The sequence below is a fragment of the Ensifer sp. SL37 genome (assembly GCF_026672675.1).
GTDB lineage: Bacteria > Pseudomonadota > Alphaproteobacteria > Rhizobiales > Rhizobiaceae > Ensifer > Ensifer adhaerens.
The window spans coordinates 573,580-591,871 of the sequence record NZ_JAPPRN010000006.1; the positions used below are offsets into that span (position 1 = coordinate 573,580).

Annotated in this window: 15 protein-coding genes and 1 pseudogene; 9 read left to right on the forward strand and 7 right to left on the reverse strand. The window is 62.7% G+C overall.

Translation table 11 applies throughout. From position 1 onward, the window contains the following. Nucleotides 1–209 precede the first annotated feature (209 nt). The 3 genes from OVA00_RS14995 (at nucleotide 210) to OVA00_RS15005 (ending at nucleotide 3,439) form a co-directional block, all read left to right on the forward strand. Nucleotides 210–809 (forward strand): DUF6656 family protein, encoded by a 600-nt coding sequence (locus OVA00_RS14995; RefSeq protein WP_060602176.1) that lies wholly within the window; start codon nucleotides 210–212, stop codon nucleotides 807–809. Between the two features lie 77 nt (nucleotides 810–886). Further along, on the forward strand, nucleotides 887–1,861 hold the full coding sequence (locus OVA00_RS15000) for an L-threonylcarbamoyladenylate synthase (RefSeq protein ID WP_268089267.1): 975 nt from the start codon (nucleotides 887–889) through the stop codon (nucleotides 1,859–1,861). A gap of 144 nt (nucleotides 1,862–2,005) precedes the next feature. Continuing rightward, entirely contained in the window at nucleotides 2,006–3,439 is a 1,434-nt protein-coding gene (locus tag OVA00_RS15005) for an FAD-binding oxidoreductase (RefSeq protein ID WP_268089268.1), read from the forward strand. Between the two features lie 69 nt (nucleotides 3,440–3,508). Here the strand turns inward: OVA00_RS15005 and OVA00_RS15010 are convergent, their stop codons facing one another. Then, nucleotides 3,509–5,983: a DUF1217 domain-containing protein gene (locus OVA00_RS15010; protein WP_034801120.1), complete on the reverse strand. Its 2,475-nt coding sequence runs from the start codon at nucleotides 5,981–5,983 to the stop codon at nucleotides 3,509–3,511. Nucleotides 5,984–6,326: 343 nt separating this feature from the next. On the opposite strand from OVA00_RS15010, the gene OVA00_RS15015 reads away from it, so the two are divergent. Continuing rightward, nucleotides 6,327–6,893 carry a DUF6101 family protein gene (locus OVA00_RS15015; protein WP_034801118.1) on the forward strand — a complete coding sequence of 189 codons (567 nt, stop codon included), beginning with the start codon at nucleotides 6,327–6,329 and terminating at the stop codon, nucleotides 6,891–6,893. Nucleotides 6,894–7,294: 401 nt separating this feature from the next. Here the strand turns inward: OVA00_RS15015 and ubiA are convergent, their stop codons facing one another. From ubiA to OVA00_RS15035, 4 genes and pseudogenes are all read right to left on the reverse strand, one after another. Next, entirely contained in the window at nucleotides 7,295–8,254 is a 960-nt protein-coding gene (ubiA, locus tag OVA00_RS15020) for a 4-hydroxybenzoate octaprenyltransferase (protein WP_034801116.1), read from the reverse strand. Nucleotides 8,255–8,327: 73 nt separating this feature from the next. Beyond that, nucleotides 8,328–9,134, reverse strand: coding sequence for a MipA/OmpV family protein (locus OVA00_RS15025; RefSeq protein WP_060516353.1), 807 nt, complete (start codon nucleotides 9,132–9,134; stop codon nucleotides 8,328–8,330). 170 nt (nucleotides 9,135–9,304) lie between these two features. Next, nucleotides 9,305–9,895: pseudogene (locus OVA00_RS15030) on the reverse strand (helix-turn-helix domain-containing protein); the annotation flags it as partial. Beyond that, nucleotides 9,883–10,278, reverse strand: a complete 396-nt coding sequence (locus OVA00_RS15035; protein ID WP_268089269.1) for an AraC family ligand binding domain-containing protein — start codon at nucleotides 10,276–10,278, stop codon at nucleotides 9,883–9,885. The pseudogene OVA00_RS15030 and the gene OVA00_RS15035, both read right to left, overlap by 13 nt. Nucleotides 10,279–10,387: 109 nt before the next feature. Here OVA00_RS15035 and OVA00_RS15040 point away from each other — a divergent pair, with 109 nt between their 5' ends. The 5 genes from OVA00_RS15040 (at nucleotide 10,388) to OVA00_RS15060 (ending at nucleotide 17,169) form a co-directional block, all read left to right on the forward strand. Continuing rightward, nucleotides 10,388–11,584: an MFS transporter gene (locus OVA00_RS15040; protein ID WP_060516356.1), complete on the forward strand. Its 1,197-nt coding sequence runs from the start codon at nucleotides 10,388–10,390 to the stop codon at nucleotides 11,582–11,584. Nucleotides 11,585–11,756: 172 nt separating this feature from the next. Then, nucleotides 11,757–12,797: an ABC transporter substrate-binding protein gene (locus tag OVA00_RS15045; protein ID WP_268089270.1), complete on the forward strand. Its 1,041-nt coding sequence runs from the start codon at nucleotides 11,757–11,759 to the stop codon at nucleotides 12,795–12,797. Then, complete coding sequence (locus OVA00_RS15050) at nucleotides 12,794–15,163, forward strand: putative bifunctional diguanylate cyclase/phosphodiesterase (RefSeq protein WP_034801106.1); 2,370 nt, start codon at nucleotides 12,794–12,796, stop codon at nucleotides 15,161–15,163. Before OVA00_RS15045 ends, OVA00_RS15050 begins: the two co-directional genes overlap by 4 nt. Nucleotides 15,164–15,270: 107 nt before the next feature. After that, complete coding sequence (gene purD, locus OVA00_RS15055) at nucleotides 15,271–16,542, forward strand: phosphoribosylamine--glycine ligase (RefSeq protein ID WP_034801104.1); 1,272 nt, start codon at nucleotides 15,271–15,273, stop codon at nucleotides 16,540–16,542. Between the two features lie 105 nt (nucleotides 16,543–16,647). Further along, complete coding sequence (locus OVA00_RS15060) at nucleotides 16,648–17,169, forward strand: plant virulence effector HPE1-like domain-containing protein (RefSeq protein WP_034801101.1); 522 nt, start codon at nucleotides 16,648–16,650, stop codon at nucleotides 17,167–17,169. A 118-nt stretch (nucleotides 17,170–17,287) separates the two neighbouring features. Here OVA00_RS15060 and OVA00_RS15065 read toward each other — a convergent pair whose 3' ends face one another. Next, nucleotides 17,288–17,791 carry a DUF523 domain-containing protein gene (locus OVA00_RS15065; protein ID WP_034801098.1) on the reverse strand — a complete coding sequence of 168 codons (504 nt, stop codon included), beginning with the start codon at nucleotides 17,789–17,791 and terminating at the stop codon, nucleotides 17,288–17,290. 63 nt (nucleotides 17,792–17,854) lie between these two features. Then, nucleotides 17,855–18,235 (reverse strand): cupin domain-containing protein, encoded by a 381-nt coding sequence (locus OVA00_RS15070; protein WP_268089271.1) that lies wholly within the window; start codon nucleotides 18,233–18,235, stop codon nucleotides 17,855–17,857. Between the last annotated feature and the right edge of the window lie 57 nt (nucleotides 18,236–18,292).

Sequence of the window (18,292 nt, forward strand, 5' to 3'; positions counted from 1 at the left end):
ACATATAGATAGATCACATCTTGGGCATTTGCCGACTTTTGCGGCGCGGTCGGCGCAGATGCGGGAGGGTTTCGCCCGTTTGCGACATCGCGTCAGATAGAGAACGCTAATGATGCAGCCAGGGGGAAATCATTCATTAACCATGAGCCGCTAGCCTAGCCGGCGGACGAGAGAGGTCCTGCAGGCAGGCAGATGGCGCGCTGACGATCATGGCAAAGTTGAGATACTACGACGCGGCAGCCGAAAAGCTGCCGACAATCCCGCCGAAGGTGGCGGTTCATACCGAATTCCTGCGCACGGGCCGGATCAACCGCAGGCAATGGTTGCCGAGCGAACGCAGGTATTTGAGCTATGAGGAAGTCGCAGACAGGACGGGCAAGAAGCTCAGCACCGCCGGCGACACGACCCATAAGCGGATCAACGGGTTCCACACCTCGATCCAGTTCCCGAAGATGATCTTCCACCGCACTCTCGTCGGCCGGCCGCATCTCGGCTACTGTCACGTGACGGCGGCGCGTACGCCGGTTACTCCCTCCAAGGACATCACCTGGTCCTTCTACTTCGCCAACTTCTTCTGCAACCTGGGCGACGAGACGCATTTTTTCGAGAGTATCCAGCCCGGCTATTCACGCATGTACTTCGCCGTCGCCATCGAACCGGGCGCCGAAGCCGGGCAAATGGTCATCAACCGCAACTTTCGTGACAACGGGCTGCTGTTTCGCACGGATGATCCCAAGGTCGCGCTGAAAAACGTACTGATGCTTGGCGCCAAGGATGACGCGTTGCGTCGCATCATTCGCAGCCTCTGAGCCGAACCGGTTCCTTCAAAGAAAATCGTTCTGTTTTTCCGGTGCGTCCGTTAAGGAAGCGTCGGAAAGGAAACGGCATGGCTGAGATCATCGACACGGATAGAGAACCGGACCGCGCGATCGCGCGCGCCTGCGCCGTTCTTGCCGAAGGCGAGCCGGTCGCGATTCCGACCGAGACCGTCTACGGCCTTGCCGCCGATGCTACCAATCCCGATGCGATCAGTCGCATCTACGAGATGAAGGGGCGCCCGCGCTTCAATCCGCTGATCGCGCATGTTTCCGACATGGCGATGGCCGAAGCCCATGTGCATTTCGATCCGATTTCGAGGCAGCTGGCCGAAGCCTTCTGGCCCGGCCCGCTGACGCTGATCCTTCGGCAGCGCGCCGACAGCACGGTTCATGCGCTGGCGTCCGCCGGCCTCGACACGCTCGGCATCCGCATGCCCGACGGTTTCTCGCGCCGGGTAATCGCTCACTTCGGGCGACCACTGGCCGCGCCCAGTGCCAATACGTCGGGCAAAATCAGCCCGACCAGTGCGGTCCATGTGGAAGCCGATCTCGGCGACAAACTGAAGCTGATCCTCGACGCCGGCCAGGCCCAAATCGGCCTTGAGTCGACGATCATCAAGGTCGACGGCGACGAGATCCGGTTGCTTCGGCCGGGTGGCCTCGATGCCGCCGAGATCGAACGCCTGCTTGGCCGTCCGGTGACCCGGCCGGAGACGGCGGGAGCGACGATCGAGGCGCCGGGCATGCTCGCCTCGCACTACGCGCCCGGCGCTGCCGTCCGGCTCGATGCCGCCGAGGTGCATGCCGGCGAAGCCTTGATCCGTTTCGGCGGCAATCGGATCGCCGGCGAAGAGCAGGCGGCCGTCGTTCTCGATCTCAGCCCGACTGGCAATCTGCGCGAAGCCGCCGCCAATCTCTTCGACTACATGAAGCGGGCGGATGCCAGCGGCGCAGAGACCATCGCCTTCGGGCCGATCCCTTCGGACGGGTTGGGGGAAGCCATCATCGACCGGTTACAACGGGCGGCGGCACCACGAGGGTAAGATAGTGTGCGGCATCTTCTCCGCACCCACCCTCATCGAACGGCACCAATTGCGGTTATGATCGCCGCCGACCAGGAACCGAGGACCAGATCCTCAGATCGACCGATCCGATAGCGCGCGCAGGCGCAATGCGAAGTGAGGCCCATGACCACCCTTCCCTCTCCCGAACTCATCGCTTCCTTCGCCGAGATCGTCGGCAACACCAACGTGCTGACGGACGAAGCCGACAAGGCGCGCTATCTCGTCGAATCGCGCGGACTTTACCGCGGCACGACGCCGATGGTCCTGCGTCCGGCCAACGTCGACGAGGTCTCGCGCATCATGAAGCTCGCGAGCGCCACCCGCACGGCGATCGTGCCGCAGGGCGGCAACACCGGCCATGTCGCCGGGCAGATCCCGCGGGAGGGCAAGGCAGACATCGTTCTTTCGCTGGAACGGCTGAACCGCATTCGCGACATCGATCCGGTCGGCAATGTCATCGTCGCCGATGCCGGCTGTATCCTCGCCGATATCCAGAAGGCGGCGGACGAGCACAATCGCCTGTTCCCACTGTCGCTCGGCTCGGAAGGTTCAGCCCGCATCGGCGGCAATCTCTCCACCAATGCAGGCGGCACCGCCGTGCTTGCCTATGGCAATATGCGCCAGCTCTGCCTCGGCCTCGAAGTGGTGCTGCCGACCGGCGAAATCTGGGACGGGCTGCGCCGGTTGAAGAAGGACAATACCGGTTACGACCTGCGCGATCTCTTCATCGGTGCCGAGGGCACGCTCGGCGTGATCACCGGCGCCGTGCTCAAGCTTTTCCCGAAGCCGCTCGGGCATCAGGTCGCCTTTGCCGGAGTCGGCAGCGTCGAGCATGCGCTCGCTCTGTTCGAAAAGGCGTCCAGCCTTTGCGGGCCGGCGTTGACCGGCTTCGAGCTGATGCCGCGGCTCGGCGTCGAATTCACCACCAAGCACATCCCCGGCGTTCGTGATCCGATGGAAACGGTCCATCCCTGGTACGCGCTGATCGATATCTCGACGTCCGATAGCGCCGAAAGCGCGGAACGGATGGTGCAGGACCTGCTGGAGCAGGGATATGCGGCCGGCCTCGTCGAGAATGCAGTGATTGCCGCCAACGAGACACAGGCGAAGGCGCTGTGGCACATGCGCGAGAGCATGTCGCCGGCACAAAAGCCCGAGGGCGGCTCGATCAAGCACGATGTTTCCGTGCCCGTCTCCAGCATCCCGGCCTTCATGAAGGAGGCGGATGCCGCCGTCGTGAAAGCGATCCCCGGCGCCCGCATCTGCTCCTTCGGCCACATGGGCGACGGCAACATCCACTACAACATTTCGCAGCCAGTCGGCGCTGACAAGCAGGCCTTCCTCGACCGCTGGCGCGAAATCAACGCCATCGTCCACGGCATCGTGCTTGGGTATAACGGCTCGATCTCCGCCGAGCACGGCATCGGCCAGTTGAAGCGCGACGAGCTCGCCGAGGTCCGGGCGCCGATCGAAATCGAGCTGATGCAACGCATCAAGCACGCGTTCGATCCCGCAGGCATCATGAACCCCGATAAAGTGCTGCGCGCCGACGGTTGACGACGCGCCGTTTCGCGCGGCGCGCGGCGATGCAGCAACAGGCTTGGGCTGACCGTCAGACGGCGTGCGTCAGCGGCCGCCTGCGCGCAATTGCGAGAGCGACAGCAAGGTCTCGGCACTGACGCCAGCGCTGCCGCCGCCAGTCAGAATCGCGAGACCGGGCGATACATCCTGGTTGTTCTCGACGTCGTAGAGCGCCGTGAAGCGTTGCAGAAGCTTCTCAAGCTGACCCGGCTGCTGCAGTTCCTTGATGTTGACGGTGCGCTCGATAAAGGCCGCCTGGGCCTCGATCTTGGCGTTCTGCAAGCCCTCCGGCATGCTGTAGGCGGTCTTGATGACCTCGAACAGGGCGCGATCGGCCAGGATGTCGTAGGCCGTGTTGATGTCCGAGGCCTTGCGCTTGAAATAGAGCGCCAGGCGAATGCCGCCGTTATCGGCGCCCTCCTTCTCTTCGAGCGACTGATTGAGGAAGAGATCAACGGTGGTGACGAGACCGCGGCGGGTCTGGATCTGCCCTGCCTCGCCCCTGACGATCTTGCCGTCCTTGTCGAAGTTGAAGGACGAGACGATCTCGCGATACTTCAGCCCATTCGGGTCGGTGTTGATGAAGCTCTTCGGATCTTCGAGATCCGACGTAAACATACTCCTGAGATAGTCGGACTTGACCGTCTCCGGATCGATACCTGCGCCGACGAGAACCATGTCGACCAGCCGGCGGTTCTTGAGGAAGGCATCCAGCGTTTCGATCTTCGCGATCTCGGAGGTGTAATATTTGGCTTCTTCCTGGGCCTTTTCCTTCGCGATCTTCTTCTCGTCGTCCGTACCGAAGCGGGACTTGGCGACGATATAGGCCCGCGCCGTATTCATGATGTCGCCGTCGCTCTGGGCGAGTTTTGGTGCGCCGAGAGTCCCGTCCGGATTGAAGTTGAACGCTTTCACGAGCTTGACGTAGCGTTCGTCGCGCAGCGTGTTGACGTAGCTTCTGGGATCGTTGAGATCGCTCGTCAGAATGCGCTTCAGATCACGCTTGCTCAGGCCCTCGTCTTCGAGGCCGAAGGCGCTGAGCGTGAACTTCAGTACGCCATTGTCGGCCAGCAGCTTGTCGACCGACTCCATCGAATTGACCAGCAGCTTGAAGCGCTTGACCAAGGCTTCGTCTTCGGCATCGCCCTTGTCATTGTAGCGGACCATGTAGCCGTCGGACGTCTTCTTCAACTGATCGGCGTCCTGCGCCGTCTTGCCGGGCTGCAGCGTGCCGTCGGGCCGGAAGTTGAAGGCTTTGTGCATTTCCTTAAAGGCGGCATTGTACTCGCCGCCCTGCGTGTTGACGTAGCTGTTCGGGTCGTTGATGTCGCTGGTGAGGATGTTTTCGATCGTCGACGGCACTGTCGTCGACGCTTTGAGGCCGAAGGCCGTGACGAGGTAGTTGAACAGCCGGCTGTCGCTGGTCAGCTCGGAGATGCTGGTGACGCCGGCGATCTTGCCTTCGTAATATTCCTTGTTCAGCAGTGCCCCGGCGCCGGTCAGGCGCGCGCCGCCGAGCGGCGTTTCGCCCGGTTTCTTGAAGACGTAGATGTTGTTGAGTTCCGTCTTCTTTGCGTCGCTTATCGCCTTTTCGCCGGCCGGAACGCTGCCATCAGCGTTGAAGTTAAAGGTTTCCGCCAACTTGATGTAGGTTTCGAGATTGCGGATGCGCCCGTTCAGCGTGTTCAATTCCTCGCCGAGCGATGCGAGCAGCGCGGGCGCCTGATCGCGTGGCGGAAGCTTGGCATCGAGATCGGCGACGATCGCGTTGTGCTCGTCGATCTTGGCCTGAATCGCCGGCTTGTCGGCAGCGGGCGCCTCCGCAAGTTCGGACGTCAGCCTGTTAATCTCCCCGAGGGACTTGAGCCGCGTCTGAAGGTCAGTCTGCAGCTTGAGCGCTTCTTCCCGCCTCGTCACAGCGGCCGTGCGGCTTGCGGTCAGAGCGGCAGGGTCGCTGGTCAGCGCGTCGCGGACCTCGGTGTAGTTGAACGTCTTCGGGTCAATATCGAAGACGGTGAAGGCAAACGAACGCAGTCGTTCGTTGCCGAGGAACTTGTCGACATCGGTGACGAGATCCATGGCCGCGCCAAAATAGGCCATCTCGCCGCGCATGGCCGTGTCGAGGCTGGCGATCCGCTCGTTGTAGAGACCGATCAGCGCATCCTGCTGTGCGTTGGTTTGAGCCACCGGCTTCGACGAGCTGAAGCTGAAGGCCTGCGCGAAGTTGCGGTAGCGTTCATCGGTGAGACGGTTGGCAAAGCTGCTTTCGTCCGAAAGATCGCTTTCCAGCACCTTGCGCATGAAGGCCTTGGCATAGGTCATGTCCTCCAGGCCATGCGCTTTCATCGCGTATGAGTAGAGTCGATAGTCGTTCAGAAACTCCTCGACAGTTTTCACGCTGCCGATGTTCTCTTTATAATACTCCGCTTCGCGCGCGATCTGCGGCTGCTGGGCAATGCGGTTGAGGCTGCTCCTCATGTCCCGCGTGATGCGACTGTAGTCGAGATAGGTCGATACCATGCCCTGGCGCCTTGTCGGTTACCCATGGGGACAGGCTGGACCCGAGCCCCGAAACAGAATTCTGACGCGTCATGATTGCAGGACTGGCTTGCGTGTGGCTTTTCCCGGCAGTTCGAACGACGGCAAAGGTGCGCCTGATCGGAACGAATGCGGCCGCGCTGTTGACGAAACGGAAACCCTGACCGGTCGGCTTTTGCTAACCATCGAGAAACGCAAAGTTTTCTTAACCGCGAATTTTAAGTCGTTCGGAAAGGGCGCCGCCTATTCTCCCGCTCATAGAGGACGAAAAGTCCCGACGAGAAGACCGGAAACCGGCTCTCAAGGAAAAACAAGGGCGATTGAAATGCGCAACACACTCTCTCAACCCGCATGGGTCGAAAACACGCTCCGTCTTGATCCGCAGCGCTTTCCACAGCAGGCGAGCTACGCCTTGCGCGGTCACACCGGTAATGTCACGATCAGCCTGGACGAGCGTGGCGCAGTTCTGCGCAAGGTGCTACCATCGAGCGGCCTGCCGCTTTCGATCGCACTGCCGGCGCGCGCATTCAAGGGGGTCGCGGCTCGCGCGATCGATCACGGCGACGGAGACGTTACAGTGACGCTGGAACTTCATCACGACGACCCGGACCTCTGTGTCCCGCTGCTCGTCGCACACGACCTGTCCGACATCGCAGCCGACTGGCGCGCCTGGGCAGAAGCTTATCGCATTCCGATGCTCATGGTCGAAGCGGATGGCGTGGCAAGGCCGCTCGAAGAGCACCTTGGCGACGTGCGCACCGCGCCCGTCAAGCCGCGCCGCCGCCACTCCTTCTTCGCAGAGCGCCGCCCGCGCTTCCTCGTGCGCCGCTCCACCGGCACGCTTGGCGTACACATGAAGATCGACGGGCGCGAGATCATCGCCCGCAGCTGATTGAAGAGCCTACCTCCAGCGCGACAGCCGGCCGTTCCCTGCGGCCGGCTGTCGCGTTTGGCGAGGTCAGATCTGTCGGGACATTTTCTTCGTGCACGCATGCACTGGGGTCGTCGCCGCCTCCCCCGACGATTTACCGAATGTTCCCCCGGAAACAGTTGCGTCGCCTTCTTCGTGCCATATGGGCTGCATAGCCAAGACCACGAAAGAAGGAGAAACCCGATGCGCAAGCACATCGCCTCAGTCGTTGCCGCCGTCCTGTCCAGCTTCCGTGCGCGTCACGAGGCGAGGAAGCGCAAGGCCGCCCGCGACATCAGCTGGGCCTGAGATTTTTGCGGCCCGCAACAGGCAGGCCGACCATGGGGCAATGAAGACGATCCTCCGCCGCAACGGAGGATTTTTCATATCAGGCGCAGGAGAAGCGCCAGCACCAGCCCGGCGAAGATGATCAGACCGACGATGCTGTTGAACTTGAACAGCGCCAGGCACTGTGCAGGATCATGGATGTTCAGGACGAGGATCTGATAGGTCAGCATCGCTGCTGCGATCAGGAGGCCGACATAGGCGACGGCACCGGCGCCGGCTGCAACGAACGACAGAAGGACGAGCAGCGTCGCGATGCCATAAAGGCCGATCAGCCAGGGGCGCGGGTTTTCACCGAAACGCCGCGCCGTCGAGCGCACGCCGATCAGTTCATCGTCCTCCTTGTCCTGGTAAGCGTAGATCGTGTCGTAACCGATCGTCCAGGCGATGGCCGCGCCGTAAAGCAGAACGGCGGCAACCGACAAAGTGCCGAATTCGGTCGCCCAGCCCATCAGCGCGCCCCAGGAAAACGCCAATCCCAGAAAGAACTGCGGCCAGTCGGTAAACCGCTTGGCGAAGGGATAGATCGCGACGATCGCCAGGGACAGAATGCCGAGCACGATCGAGAAGGTGTTGAACTGCAGCAGCACGACAAGGCCGACAAGTGCCTGCAGCACCGTGAACACCTTGGCCTGAAGGCGCGAGACGCGCCCCGACGGCAGCGGCCGCGAGCGGGTACGGGCAACCTCCATGTCGATGTCGTGATCGACGATATCGTTGTAGGTGCAGCCAGCACCACGCATGGCGATGGCGCCGACAGTGAACAGGAAGCAATGGAACAGGAAGCGGCCGAAGGAGAATTGACCGGCACTCGCCGACACACCCGACGCCAGGGCCACGGACCAGAGGCAAGGCAGCAGCAGCAATTGCCAGCCGATCGGACGGTCCCAGCGGGCAAGCTGCGCATAGGGCCAGAGCGCACGCGGCAGCACGCGATAGACCCAGTTGTTGGACGGCGCGTCCTGAACGCGGCCGGAATCGGCAGAGATTGTGTTCATATCCCTGTTTGACGCCGCGGGCCCGGCCGGTCAAGCGGCGAGATCGCCGCCGACCACGGGAGGAAACGCCTGATCAGGGAAGCGTGAAGTCGAAGCGGTAGGTGGCCGACAGACCGACGAGAACCTGGTTGCGGCTGCCGCGTTCGCGAACGAGGCTGGAATCGGCCGCCGGGCCAAGCAGGCGCTTGTATTCGGCATAGGCGCTCGTCTCGAGCTTTTCGGTTGCCTGCCAAGTGATCGCAGCACCGATACCGGCCGAGCCGACGCCGCCATGCGGGGTATAGTTGCTGAGACCGGAGGCCGTCGCCTCGCGATCATTCACGCCGTAATAGGCCGTGTAGTAGCCGCTGCTGGCTGCCGACAGGCGCGGGCCGCCGGAAATGCGGACATTGCTGCTAACATCGGCAAAGGCGTCCGCCGCGACATCGGCAACGACGCCGTGGTGACTGCGGATACCCTGGCGGACTTCGGCGCGCACACGCAGCCAGTCGGTCGGGTAGACCTCGGCAAAGCCGCCGGCTTCACCGCCGAACTTGACCGGATCAAGTCCCTTGAGGTCGCTGGACGTGCCGGCATCGCGTTCGAAAATCAGCTTTCCGACGAGACCGGCGCGGAAGCTGCCCTGGTCGACCAGCGCATAGGACATGTTGTCGTTGCGCGAGGAGAAGCGGACCGTGCTGCCGGCCTTGCCGAGCGAGATCAGCGGGGCCGCCTGGAACATGCGCTTGGAAGCGCCTTCGTATTTCGGGCCGTAAAAGCCGGTGGCGCCGACCTTCAGGTACCAGTCACCGGACCAGAAATGTTGGCCGTCACCGGCGGAGGCGGCATTTGCCGACAGCAAAAGGGTTCCAGAAAGGAAAACAAGAGAACGGATACGCAAGAAACAACTCCGGAAGATTCATTCGCCGGGGCGAAATTGGCCGTGCCGTCGGGCCGAAGGAGGGAGTGGGCAGGAACGGCACAGGGCGAGTTATTGGCCCTTGTTCCTACGATTCCGTTAACCAGGTCAATTCAGCTTTCGTTTCCCATGAGCGCCGTAGCTGCCCGCGGTCACTGGCCGAGATAGGTCTTCAGATAGACGCTCGGCGGGCTGCCGAGCATGCGGCGGAACATCGTCGTAAAGGCCGCGACGTTCTCATAACCGGCATCGAGCGCCACATTGATGATCGGCTCGCCGTCGGCCAGAAGCGGCAGCGAGGCGAAGATGCAGGCCTGCTGGCGCCAGGTGACGAAGCTGACGCCCGTCTCGTTGCGAAACAGCCGCGTGAACGAGCGGCGGCTGAGACCCAGCCTGTCGGCCCACTGGTCGATGCTTGCGGCCGCCGACGGCGCCTGCAGGAATTGCCGGCAGAGCGCCGCAAGCTTTTCGTCGCGCGGGAACGGCAGGCCGAGTGGGCGCTCCTGCAGCCGGCCGATTTCCTCCAAAAGCAGATCAGTCACCAGTTGTTCGCGCCGCTCCGACATCGCCTCGTTCTCTACGCTGACGAGCGCATCGACGAGGCTGCCGGCCAGCGGGTTGATTTCCATGACCATCGGCCGCTCGGCGCGCAAAAGGTCCGGCGCGAAATAGATCGAGTGCATGCGCACGTCGCTGATCATCTCGGCCGAATGCTCCACGCCCGCCGGGATCAACAAAGCGTGGCGGGCGGTGGATGGTGCCGCCCGGCCAGCGGGTTGATTTCCATGACCATCGGCCGCTCGGCGCGCAAAAGGTCCGGCGCGAAATAGATCGAGTGCATGCGCACGTCGCTGATCATCTCGGCCGAATGCTCCACGCCCGCCGGGATCAACAAAGCGTGGCCGGGCGGCACCATCCACCGCCCGCGCTCGGTGCGCATCAGCACGACGCCGCCGCGCGCCCACCACAGCTGGGTCCGGGTGTGTTTGTGAAAAGGCACGAGGAGGCCGGCATTGTAATCCCGTCCGAGCGCGAGCACCGGGGCGTTTCCCGTCTCGACCCAGTCGAGGTTCCGGAAGTGATCGTCATCGGGAAGCTGCGGCAGCGGATATCGGCGGATCGGCATTTGGCCCACTCACGAAAGAAATCGACCAGATCACAAAAGCAGGCCAACCGCAACCTCAGTAGAGATAGGCCACGCCGCACACAACCTTCGAGACGGCAAGGAATCACCCATGTCTACCGTGACTTCAACTTCCGGGATCTCCCCGGAGAAGACGGCTTTCTCCGTCATCCTGGCAGTCAGCTTCTGCCATATGCTGAACGACATCATGCAGTCGCTGCTGACGGCACTCTATCCGCTGCTGAAGGCGAACTACTCGCTCGACTTCGTGCAGATCGGCCTCCTGACCTTTACCTTCCAGCTGACGGCATCGATGCTGCAGCCGGCCGTCGGCATCATCACCGACCGCTGGGCCCTGCCCTATTCCCTGCCGCTTGCCATGCTGTCGACCTGCAGCGGCCTGATCCTGCTCGCAAATGCGCATGATTTCTGGGTCCTTCTGGTTGCTGCCAGCCTGATCGGCGTCGGCTCGGCGATCTTCCATCCGGAGTCCTCCCGCATCGCGCGCCTCGCCTCCGGCGGCCGCCATGGCCTGGCGCAGTCGCTGTTCCAGGTGGGCGGCAATGCCGGCAGCGCCATGGGTCCGCTGCTCGCCGCCTTCATCGTCATCCCCTTCGGCCAGGGCAGCCTCAGCTGGTTCTCGATCGTCGCGATCATCGGCTTCTTCGTGCTCTCCTGGGTCAGCACCTGGTATGTCCGCCATCGCCGCACGACCATGAGCCGCGCTGCGCCGAGCCGGGCACTGCCTCTGCCGAAGGGCCGGGTGATGTGGGCTGTTGCCGTGCTCGTGCTTTTGACGGCCACCAAGAACGTCTACATGGCGAGCATCTCCAGCTACTTCACCTTCTTCGTCATCGAGAAATTCGGTATCGACGTACAGCAGGCGCAGTTGATGCTGTTCCTGTTCCTGGGCGCTGCCGCAGCCGGGACCTTCCTCGGCGGCCCGATCGGCGACCGCTACGGCGCCCGCTTCGTCATCTGGTTCTCGATCCTCGGCGTCATCCCCTTCGCGCTGATGCTGCCCTATGCGAACCTCTTCTGGACCGGCGTGCTCTCCGTCATCATCGGCCTGATCTTCTCCTCGGCCTTCTCGGCGATCGTCGTCTTCGCCCAGGAGCTGGTTCCCGGTCGCGTCGGACTGATTGCCGGCGTCTTCTTCGGGTTCGCCTTCGGTTTCGGCGGTATGGGCGCTGCCGTACTCGGCATCTTCGCCGACCGGCAGGGCATCGAGTTCGTCTACACGATCTGCTCCTATCTGCCGCTGCTCGGCATCCTGACGATCCTCCTGCCGAAGATCCCGACGCGATAGCCGCCCCGGCAGAAAAAACAGAAAATCGGACCGGGCGCCGCCATGCGGCGCCCGGTTTTCGTCTGCGCGGCCAACGGCACGCGGCACCCCGGCCACTCGTCGCAGCCCTACGTAATCATTCATCAATTTTTGCGCGCTACGGTCGTCTGACGGGCTTGGGCAGGGGTACACAATGCAGGGGCGAACGGCGATTCCGGCCTTACTGGCGACGTTGCTCTTTGCAACGGCGGCACCGGCCGAGACCCTGAACCTGCTCATCTGGGAATCCTATATCGACCAGAAGATCCTCGACCGCTGGTCGTCGATTACAGGCGTGTCAGTGCACCAGGTCTATTACGACAGCGGCGATACCCGCGACGAGGTGCTGGCCGATCCGAACAGCCGCGTCGACCTGGTGGTGACCGGCGAAAACAGCGCCGCCCTCTTCGGTCGCAAGGGCGTTCTCGAAAAAATCGACGAGACCAACGTCGCCTCGCTCAGAGACTATGACGAGAGCTGGCGCAAGCGCTGCTCCGGCCGGGGCCTGCCCTATCTCTGGGGCACGATGGGCATTCTCTACCGTTCCGACGTCTTAGCCGAAGCGCCGACCTCCTGGCAGGATCTGATGCGCCCTGCCGCTGCGCTTGCCAAGCATGTGGCCATGTACGACGACCACAACGAGGCCTTCGTCGCCCCGTTGATACTGCTCGGCCAATCGATCAATACCAACGACAGCAGCACGCTGAAGGCCGCCTTTACGCTGATGAAGGAACAGGCCCCTTCGGTGCTCACCTACGAATACATCATCAGCGCGATCCAGAACCCTGCAGTCAGCAAGGACATCTACATGGCGCTCGGCTACAGCGGCGACCAGCACGTGCTGAACGCCAAGGCCGGCACCCCTGGCGTGTGGCGTTATGCGGTTCCGAAGGAAGGCACACTCTCCTGGCTCGACTGCATGTCCGTCGTTGCCAATTCGCAAAACAAGGATCGGGCGCTGGCGCTGCTCGACTATCTCGGTTCGCCGGGAAGTGCCGCCGCCAACGCGCTGGCGCTCAACATGCCGACGGCAAGCCGGGCGGCCCACGCACTCCTGCCGGAAGAGGTTCGCTCCGACCCGGCGATCTACCCCTCGCCCGACATTCTGGCCAAGAGCCAGTATCAACAGGAACTGTCCACAGAGTCGGTGCAACTGCGCCGGCGTATCATCAGCACATTGGCGAATTTCCAGTGAACCTCGGCAAACGCGCGCTCATCCTGATCTTTCCCGTGGTGCTTGCCGGCTATCTGCTGGCGGCGGTCTCGGTCCACGTCACGCAGAGCCGCTCCATCCGCGCGCTCGAGCATGCCAAGCTGTCGCAGCGCCTTGAACATGCGGCCGCCGTCTTCCAGAACGAGATCGGCCGCAGCAAGGGCTTTCTCAATGCGCTGCTGAACGGCAATTCGCTGCGCCAGTACGTTTCCGAAACCGATGCGAGCTACAGGGCCAATGCGCTCGGCGTCCGGCTGCAGGAGAGCGTCAAATCGCTGCTCGACGATCCGACGGGCTATGTTTCGCTCGCGCTTCTGAGCTCGGAACTCAAGTCCGAATACTATTTTGAAAACAGCTGGGATCCGTTCGCCGAAATCGACGAGGCGCAGCTCAACCTTGCCCGCCGGCTGATCCGCGAAGACAAGCTCGCTGACTGGACCTATCTCTACGAAGCGGGCCAGAGACCGCGCATCGTCTATTCCTTCTTCCTCGACCCCATTGCCTTTACCCGGCCGTTGCCGAGCAAGAAATCGAACGCCCTGCTCGTCCAGGTCGCGATCCAGCCCGACCGCTTCCTCGACATGCAGCAGGCGCTGAAGAAGGAATACGGATCCGACATCGTTCTGCAGCCCTGGCCGCAGGCCATCACCGACGACCTTTCGGCAAGCGTGCATCTCGGACCTTCGCTCTATGCGACGCTCACCGTTTCGAGCGAGCATTTCGACGCGCTGATGGCGCGGCAGAAAATCCTGCTGGCGCTCGGCGCCGTCGCCATGAGCCTGTTCTCGATCTGGTTGATCATCATGTTGATCCGCCGCTTCATCACCGATCCGATCGCCACTCTCGACGCCAATGTGATGGCCGTGATGGTGGGTGCGCGCGACGAAATCCGCGATATGGAAGAAAAGGGCGAGATCGGCCGCCTCACGGAAAACATCCGCGAACTGCACCGCCAGTCGGTGCAATCGCTGAAGCTCGTGCAGCGCAGTTCCTGGACCGATACGCTGACCGGGATCAGCAACCGCGGCCACTTCAACGCACTCGCTGCCGGCGTCGTTCGCGAGGCGATCGCGGCCGGCGAGAAGTGCAGCCTGCTGTTCATCGACATCGACAACTTCAAGTTCGTCAACGACAAGCATGGTCACGAGATCGGCGACGAACTCCTGAAAACCTTGGCGGCCCGCATCGCCGAGCGGGTCGACGTGATCACCGAGCGCCGCGGCCAGAAGCCGGCGATCCTCGCCCGCCTTTCGGGCGACGAATTCGCCGTGCTGGTGCGCTCGCGCCCGGGCGACGGAACGGTCCGGGAAATCTCGGGCGCCATCCTCTCGCTGTTCGAGGACGGCTTCGAAGTCTCCGACAAGCGTTATCCGGTGACCGCAAGCATCGGCGCTGCGATCTGCCCGGATGACGCCACCAACCTCACCGAACTGATCGCGAATGCCGATGCGGCAATGTATCAGGCCAAGACCAGCGGCAAGAACCGCTCCGCCCGCTACTCGCGCGCGCTTCACGACAAGCGCACGCGGCTACGCCAGATCCAGGACGAGCTGCGCTCGCTCGATCCGGACGAACAGTTCCACCTCGTCTACATGCCAATGGTCGATACCGAGGGCCGGGTCACCGGCTGCGAGGCGCTGCTGCGCTGGTACTCGCCGGTGCTCGGCAACGTCACGCCGGATGAATTCGTGCCGATCGCCGAAAGCTCGGGGCTCTTCACCAAGATCGACTGGTGGGTGATCAACAAGGCGATGTCCGACTGCGGCCAGTTGAAGGCCCTGTTCGGCCCCGAAACAGTGCTCGCCATCAACATTTCCTCGGCCGAACTACATTCCAAGGCGATCGCCGACCACTTCGCCGACTGCCTGGAACGGCATGGGCTGGAGGCACGCTCGATCGAGATCGAGCTTACCGAAACCTTCGCCGTCAAGTTCAGCGACCAGCTTCGCCGCAACATCGATGCGCTCCGCCAGAACGGCTTCCGGCTTTCGATCGACGATTTCGGCGCCGGCTACACGTCCGTGCAGCAGATCATCGAATACACGGCCGATACCATCAAGCTCGACCGGGCGCTGGTGTCGAACCTCACCGCGTCGCATTCCCTGCCGGTATTGAAGGCGTTGATCGCGCTCTGCCACGCCAAGGACGTCGCGGTCGTCGGCGAAGGCATCGACACGCCGGAGAAACTCTCCATGCTGACGGCTGCCGGCTGCGACCTGTTCCAGGGCTACCTCATCAGCAAGCCGCTGCCGATCGAGGATCTGGCGATCTGGGCGCTGACACGCACCGCGCGTTATGCGCACGACGAAGCGCTGGACGAGCAACAGAGCCGCCAGGCCATCGCCTGAGATGTGGCGATTGCGAGAATCGCCACCCGAACTCCCGTTTTCCCTTGACCTTGCCGCCCTGCCGTCCTAACCGCAGCGCAACATTTTTCGGGATATCGGGGGCTGCAATGAAGGTTCTTCTGATCGGATCGGGTGGGCGCGAACACGCCCTTGCATGGAAGATCGCGCAGTCGCCGAAACTGACGAAGCTTTATGCCGCACCGGGCAATCCCGGCATCGCCGAAGAAGCGGAAATCATCGCCCTCGACACGGACGACCATGCAGCGGTCGCCGACTTCTGCCGCAAGGAAGCGATCGATTTCGTCGTGGTCGGACCTGAGGGTCCACTGGTCGCCGGCATCGCCGACGTGCTGCGCGCAGCCGGCATCGCCGTCTTTGGCCCCTCTGCCGCGGCCGCCCAGCTTGAAGGCTCCAAGGGCTTCACCAAGGATCTCTGCGCCCGCTACGATATTCCGACCGGCGCCTATGGCCGCTTCACCGATGCGGAGAGCGCCAAGATCTATGTGCGTGAACAGGGCGCACCGATCGTCATCAAGGCCGATGGTCTCGCCGCCGGCAAGGGTGTCACCGTCGCCATGACGCTCGACGAGGCGCTCGCCGCCGTCGACGACTGTTTCGCCGGCGCCTTTGGCGCCGCCGGCGCCGAAGTGGTCGTAGAAGCCTACCTCGACGGCGAAGAGGCAAGCTTCTTCTGCCTCTCAGACGGCAAGACGGCGCTGGCGCTCGCGTCGGCCCAGGACCACAAGCGCGTCGGCGACGGCGATACCGGACCGAACACCGGCGGCATGGGCGCCTACTCGCCGGCCCCGGTCATGACGTCAGAGATGATCGAGCGCACGATGAAGGAAATCATCGAGCCGACGATGCGCGGCATGGCGGAAAGCGGCCATCCCTTCTCCGGCGTGTTCTTTGCCGGGCTGATGATCACCGCCAAAGGACCGGAACTCATCGAATACAACGTCCGCTTCGGCGACCCGGAATGCCAGGTGCTGATGATGCGCATGAAGAGCGATCTTCTGCCGCTTCTCTATGCCGCGGCGACCGGCACGCTCGCCGGCATGACTGTGGAATGGCGCGACGAGACGGCGCTGACCGTCGTGATGGCCTCCAAGGGCTATCCGGGCAGCTACGCGAAGAACACCCCGATTGACGCCCTCCCCGCAGCATCCGACACCACCAAGGTGTTCCACGCCGGCACAGCGATGAAGGACGGAGGCCTGGTCGCAACCGGTGGCCGTGTGCTCAACATCACGGCGACAGGGGCAAGTGCCGGCGAGGCCAAGGACAGGGCCTATGCGGCGCTGTCGGCCGTTTCCTGGGACAACGGCTTCTACCGGCACGATATCGGCTGGCGCGCGGTCGCACGCGAGAAGGCCTGACCGGAAACCGGTCAATTCGCGGATCATTCTATTTTTACCAATTCTCCTGACGGGAAAGTAAGGGAGCGCGCATATTCTCGCCGGTAACGATCCGGGAGAAAAACGATGCGCCTGTTGCTGATCACCACCGTCCTTGGGCTTGCTGCTGGCAACGCCGCGGCGTCGTCGATCGAAGCGATCGCCTCCGGCACGACCGACAATGCCAGCGTCTCCACGGTTTCCTGCGCCGATTGCCCGCCGTTGCAGTCGCGGAAGAAGGTCACCTACGTCGTCCCGACGATCGCGGCGGGCGACGAGACGATCGAGCTCAAGAAAATCAACGGCGAGATGAAGATGGTGCGCACGGAGGCCTGGCTCGGCGGGTCGCCGGTGGTGTTCGTCAGCAAGCCGTCCCACGAGATGATCAGGACGGCCGCGGCCGAAACCGACGATGCTGCAACGGTGACCGTCTCGAACATCGCAAACGACCAGAACCCGCAGGCGTCCAGGCCGGAGTTTCTTTCCATCGATCAGACCGCAAAGACCGCCGCGGTGACCCCGATCGGCGCGTCCATGGTGGCTGCGCCCGTGGCCGACGAGAGCTCACAGGATTTTGATCCGTCCACCCTCGAACTTCGGCTAGACTGATCGCCTATCGGGAAAGTTCCCTGCCCCGCTCAGCCGTCCCCTGCATTTAAAGGCTGACGGGCGTATCGCTGTAAGAGCGAGAGATTGCGCCCCTGAGAGAAGCGGGGGCGCAATCTTTTTATTGCGAGCCTTCCAATTCATCGATCCGCGCGACCAGCGCCTCTATCTGTCTGTCAGAATAGACTTCGACGCCGTTGGCGAGGAGCAAGGCGGCCGTTACGCCTTCACCCGGATGGCGCGCGCCGGAAAAGCTCCCGTCATAGACGAAACCCGACCCGCAGGACGGGCTGCCATCGATCAGGAGCGCGAAGCGACAGTCGGCTTGCCTGGCAAGCGAAAGAGCGTTTTCGGCAGCCTGTATGAACCCCTCGGTGACGTCGCCGCCGTCTATCTCCACCACCCTCGCCTTGCCGGCGAGCACGTCCTTGCCGACAGCGCCGGCGGCGATCTCGGCCGGCGGACGCGGCACCGGCATGCCGGCCGACATTTCCGGACAGATGGTCACGAGACGGCCTTCCGCGCGCCAGCGGTCGATCGCCGGGTGCAGGAGCGGCTTCGACTGGCCGTCATAGCGGACGGCATGGCCCATGAGGCAGGCGCTGACGAGAATTTTTGCGGGCATGCCTTTCTCTACTCCGGCGCCATGTCGGTCAGCAAGCGAGATCGTAGTGACCCGGACAAGGGATCAGATCCAGCGTTCGTTTTCCGCGGTGCGTTCGCCACCCTCGTGGCCGGTGTTGAGCGTGCCGCGCGGCTCGATCAAGAGCATCTTCACCTCGCGCTCCGCATAGGGCTTGTGTTCGACGCCCTTCGGCACGACGTACATTTCGCCGGGACCGAGCGTCACAGCCCCATCGCGGAAATCGATGCGCAATGTTCCTTCGAGCACGATGAAGGCCTCGTCGGTATCTTCATGATCGTGCCAGATGAAATCACCTTCGATGCGCACGATCTTGAATTGGTAGTCGTTGAGTTCGGCAAGAACGCGCGGTTGCCACTGATCGCTGAAGAGCGAGAGTTTTTCGGCAAAATTGATCGGCTTGTAGGCCTTTGTCGCGATAGTCATCGGCTGTCTCCCTCTTGCGTGATGGAGACAGCATATAGGTCGCCGGGCAGCGAGCCG

Excerpts from the sequence above, each read along its gene's own strand:
- OVA00_RS14995 (WP_060602176.1), top strand. The coding sequence starts at position 210 with ATGGCAAAGTTGAGATACTACGACGCGGCAGCCGAAAAGCTGCCGACA.
- OVA00_RS15000 (WP_268089267.1), top strand. The coding sequence starts at position 887 with ATGGCTGAGATCATCGACACGGATAGAGAACCGGACCGCGCGATCGCG.
- OVA00_RS15005 (WP_268089268.1), top strand. The coding sequence starts at position 2,006 with ATGACCACCCTTCCCTCTCCCGAACTCATCGCTTCCTTCGCCGAGATC.
- OVA00_RS15010 (WP_034801120.1), bottom strand. The coding sequence starts at position 5,983 with ATGGTATCGACCTATCTCGACTACAGTCGCATCACGCGGGACATGAGG.
- OVA00_RS15015 (WP_034801118.1), top strand. The coding sequence starts at position 6,327 with ATGCGCAACACACTCTCTCAACCCGCATGGGTCGAAAACACGCTCCGT.
- ubiA (WP_034801116.1), bottom strand. The coding sequence starts at position 8,254 with ATGAACACAATCTCTGCCGATTCCGGCCGCGTTCAGGACGCGCCGTCC.
- OVA00_RS15035 (WP_268089269.1), bottom strand. The coding sequence starts at position 10,278 with ATGCCGATCCGCCGATATCCGCTGCCGCAGCTTCCCGATGACGATCAC.
- OVA00_RS15040 (WP_060516356.1), top strand. The coding sequence starts at position 10,388 with ATGTCTACCGTGACTTCAACTTCCGGGATCTCCCCGGAGAAGACGGCT.
- OVA00_RS15045 (WP_268089270.1), top strand. The coding sequence starts at position 11,757 with ATGCAGGGGCGAACGGCGATTCCGGCCTTACTGGCGACGTTGCTCTTT.
- purD (WP_034801104.1), top strand. The coding sequence starts at position 15,271 with ATGAAGGTTCTTCTGATCGGATCGGGTGGGCGCGAACACGCCCTTGCA.
- OVA00_RS15060 (WP_034801101.1), top strand. The coding sequence starts at position 16,648 with ATGCGCCTGTTGCTGATCACCACCGTCCTTGGGCTTGCTGCTGGCAAC.
- OVA00_RS15065 (WP_034801098.1), bottom strand. The coding sequence starts at position 17,791 with ATGCCCGCAAAAATTCTCGTCAGCGCCTGCCTCATGGGCCATGCCGTC.
- OVA00_RS15070 (WP_268089271.1), bottom strand. The coding sequence starts at position 18,235 with ATGACTATCGCGACAAAGGCCTACAAGCCGATCAATTTTGCCGAAAAA.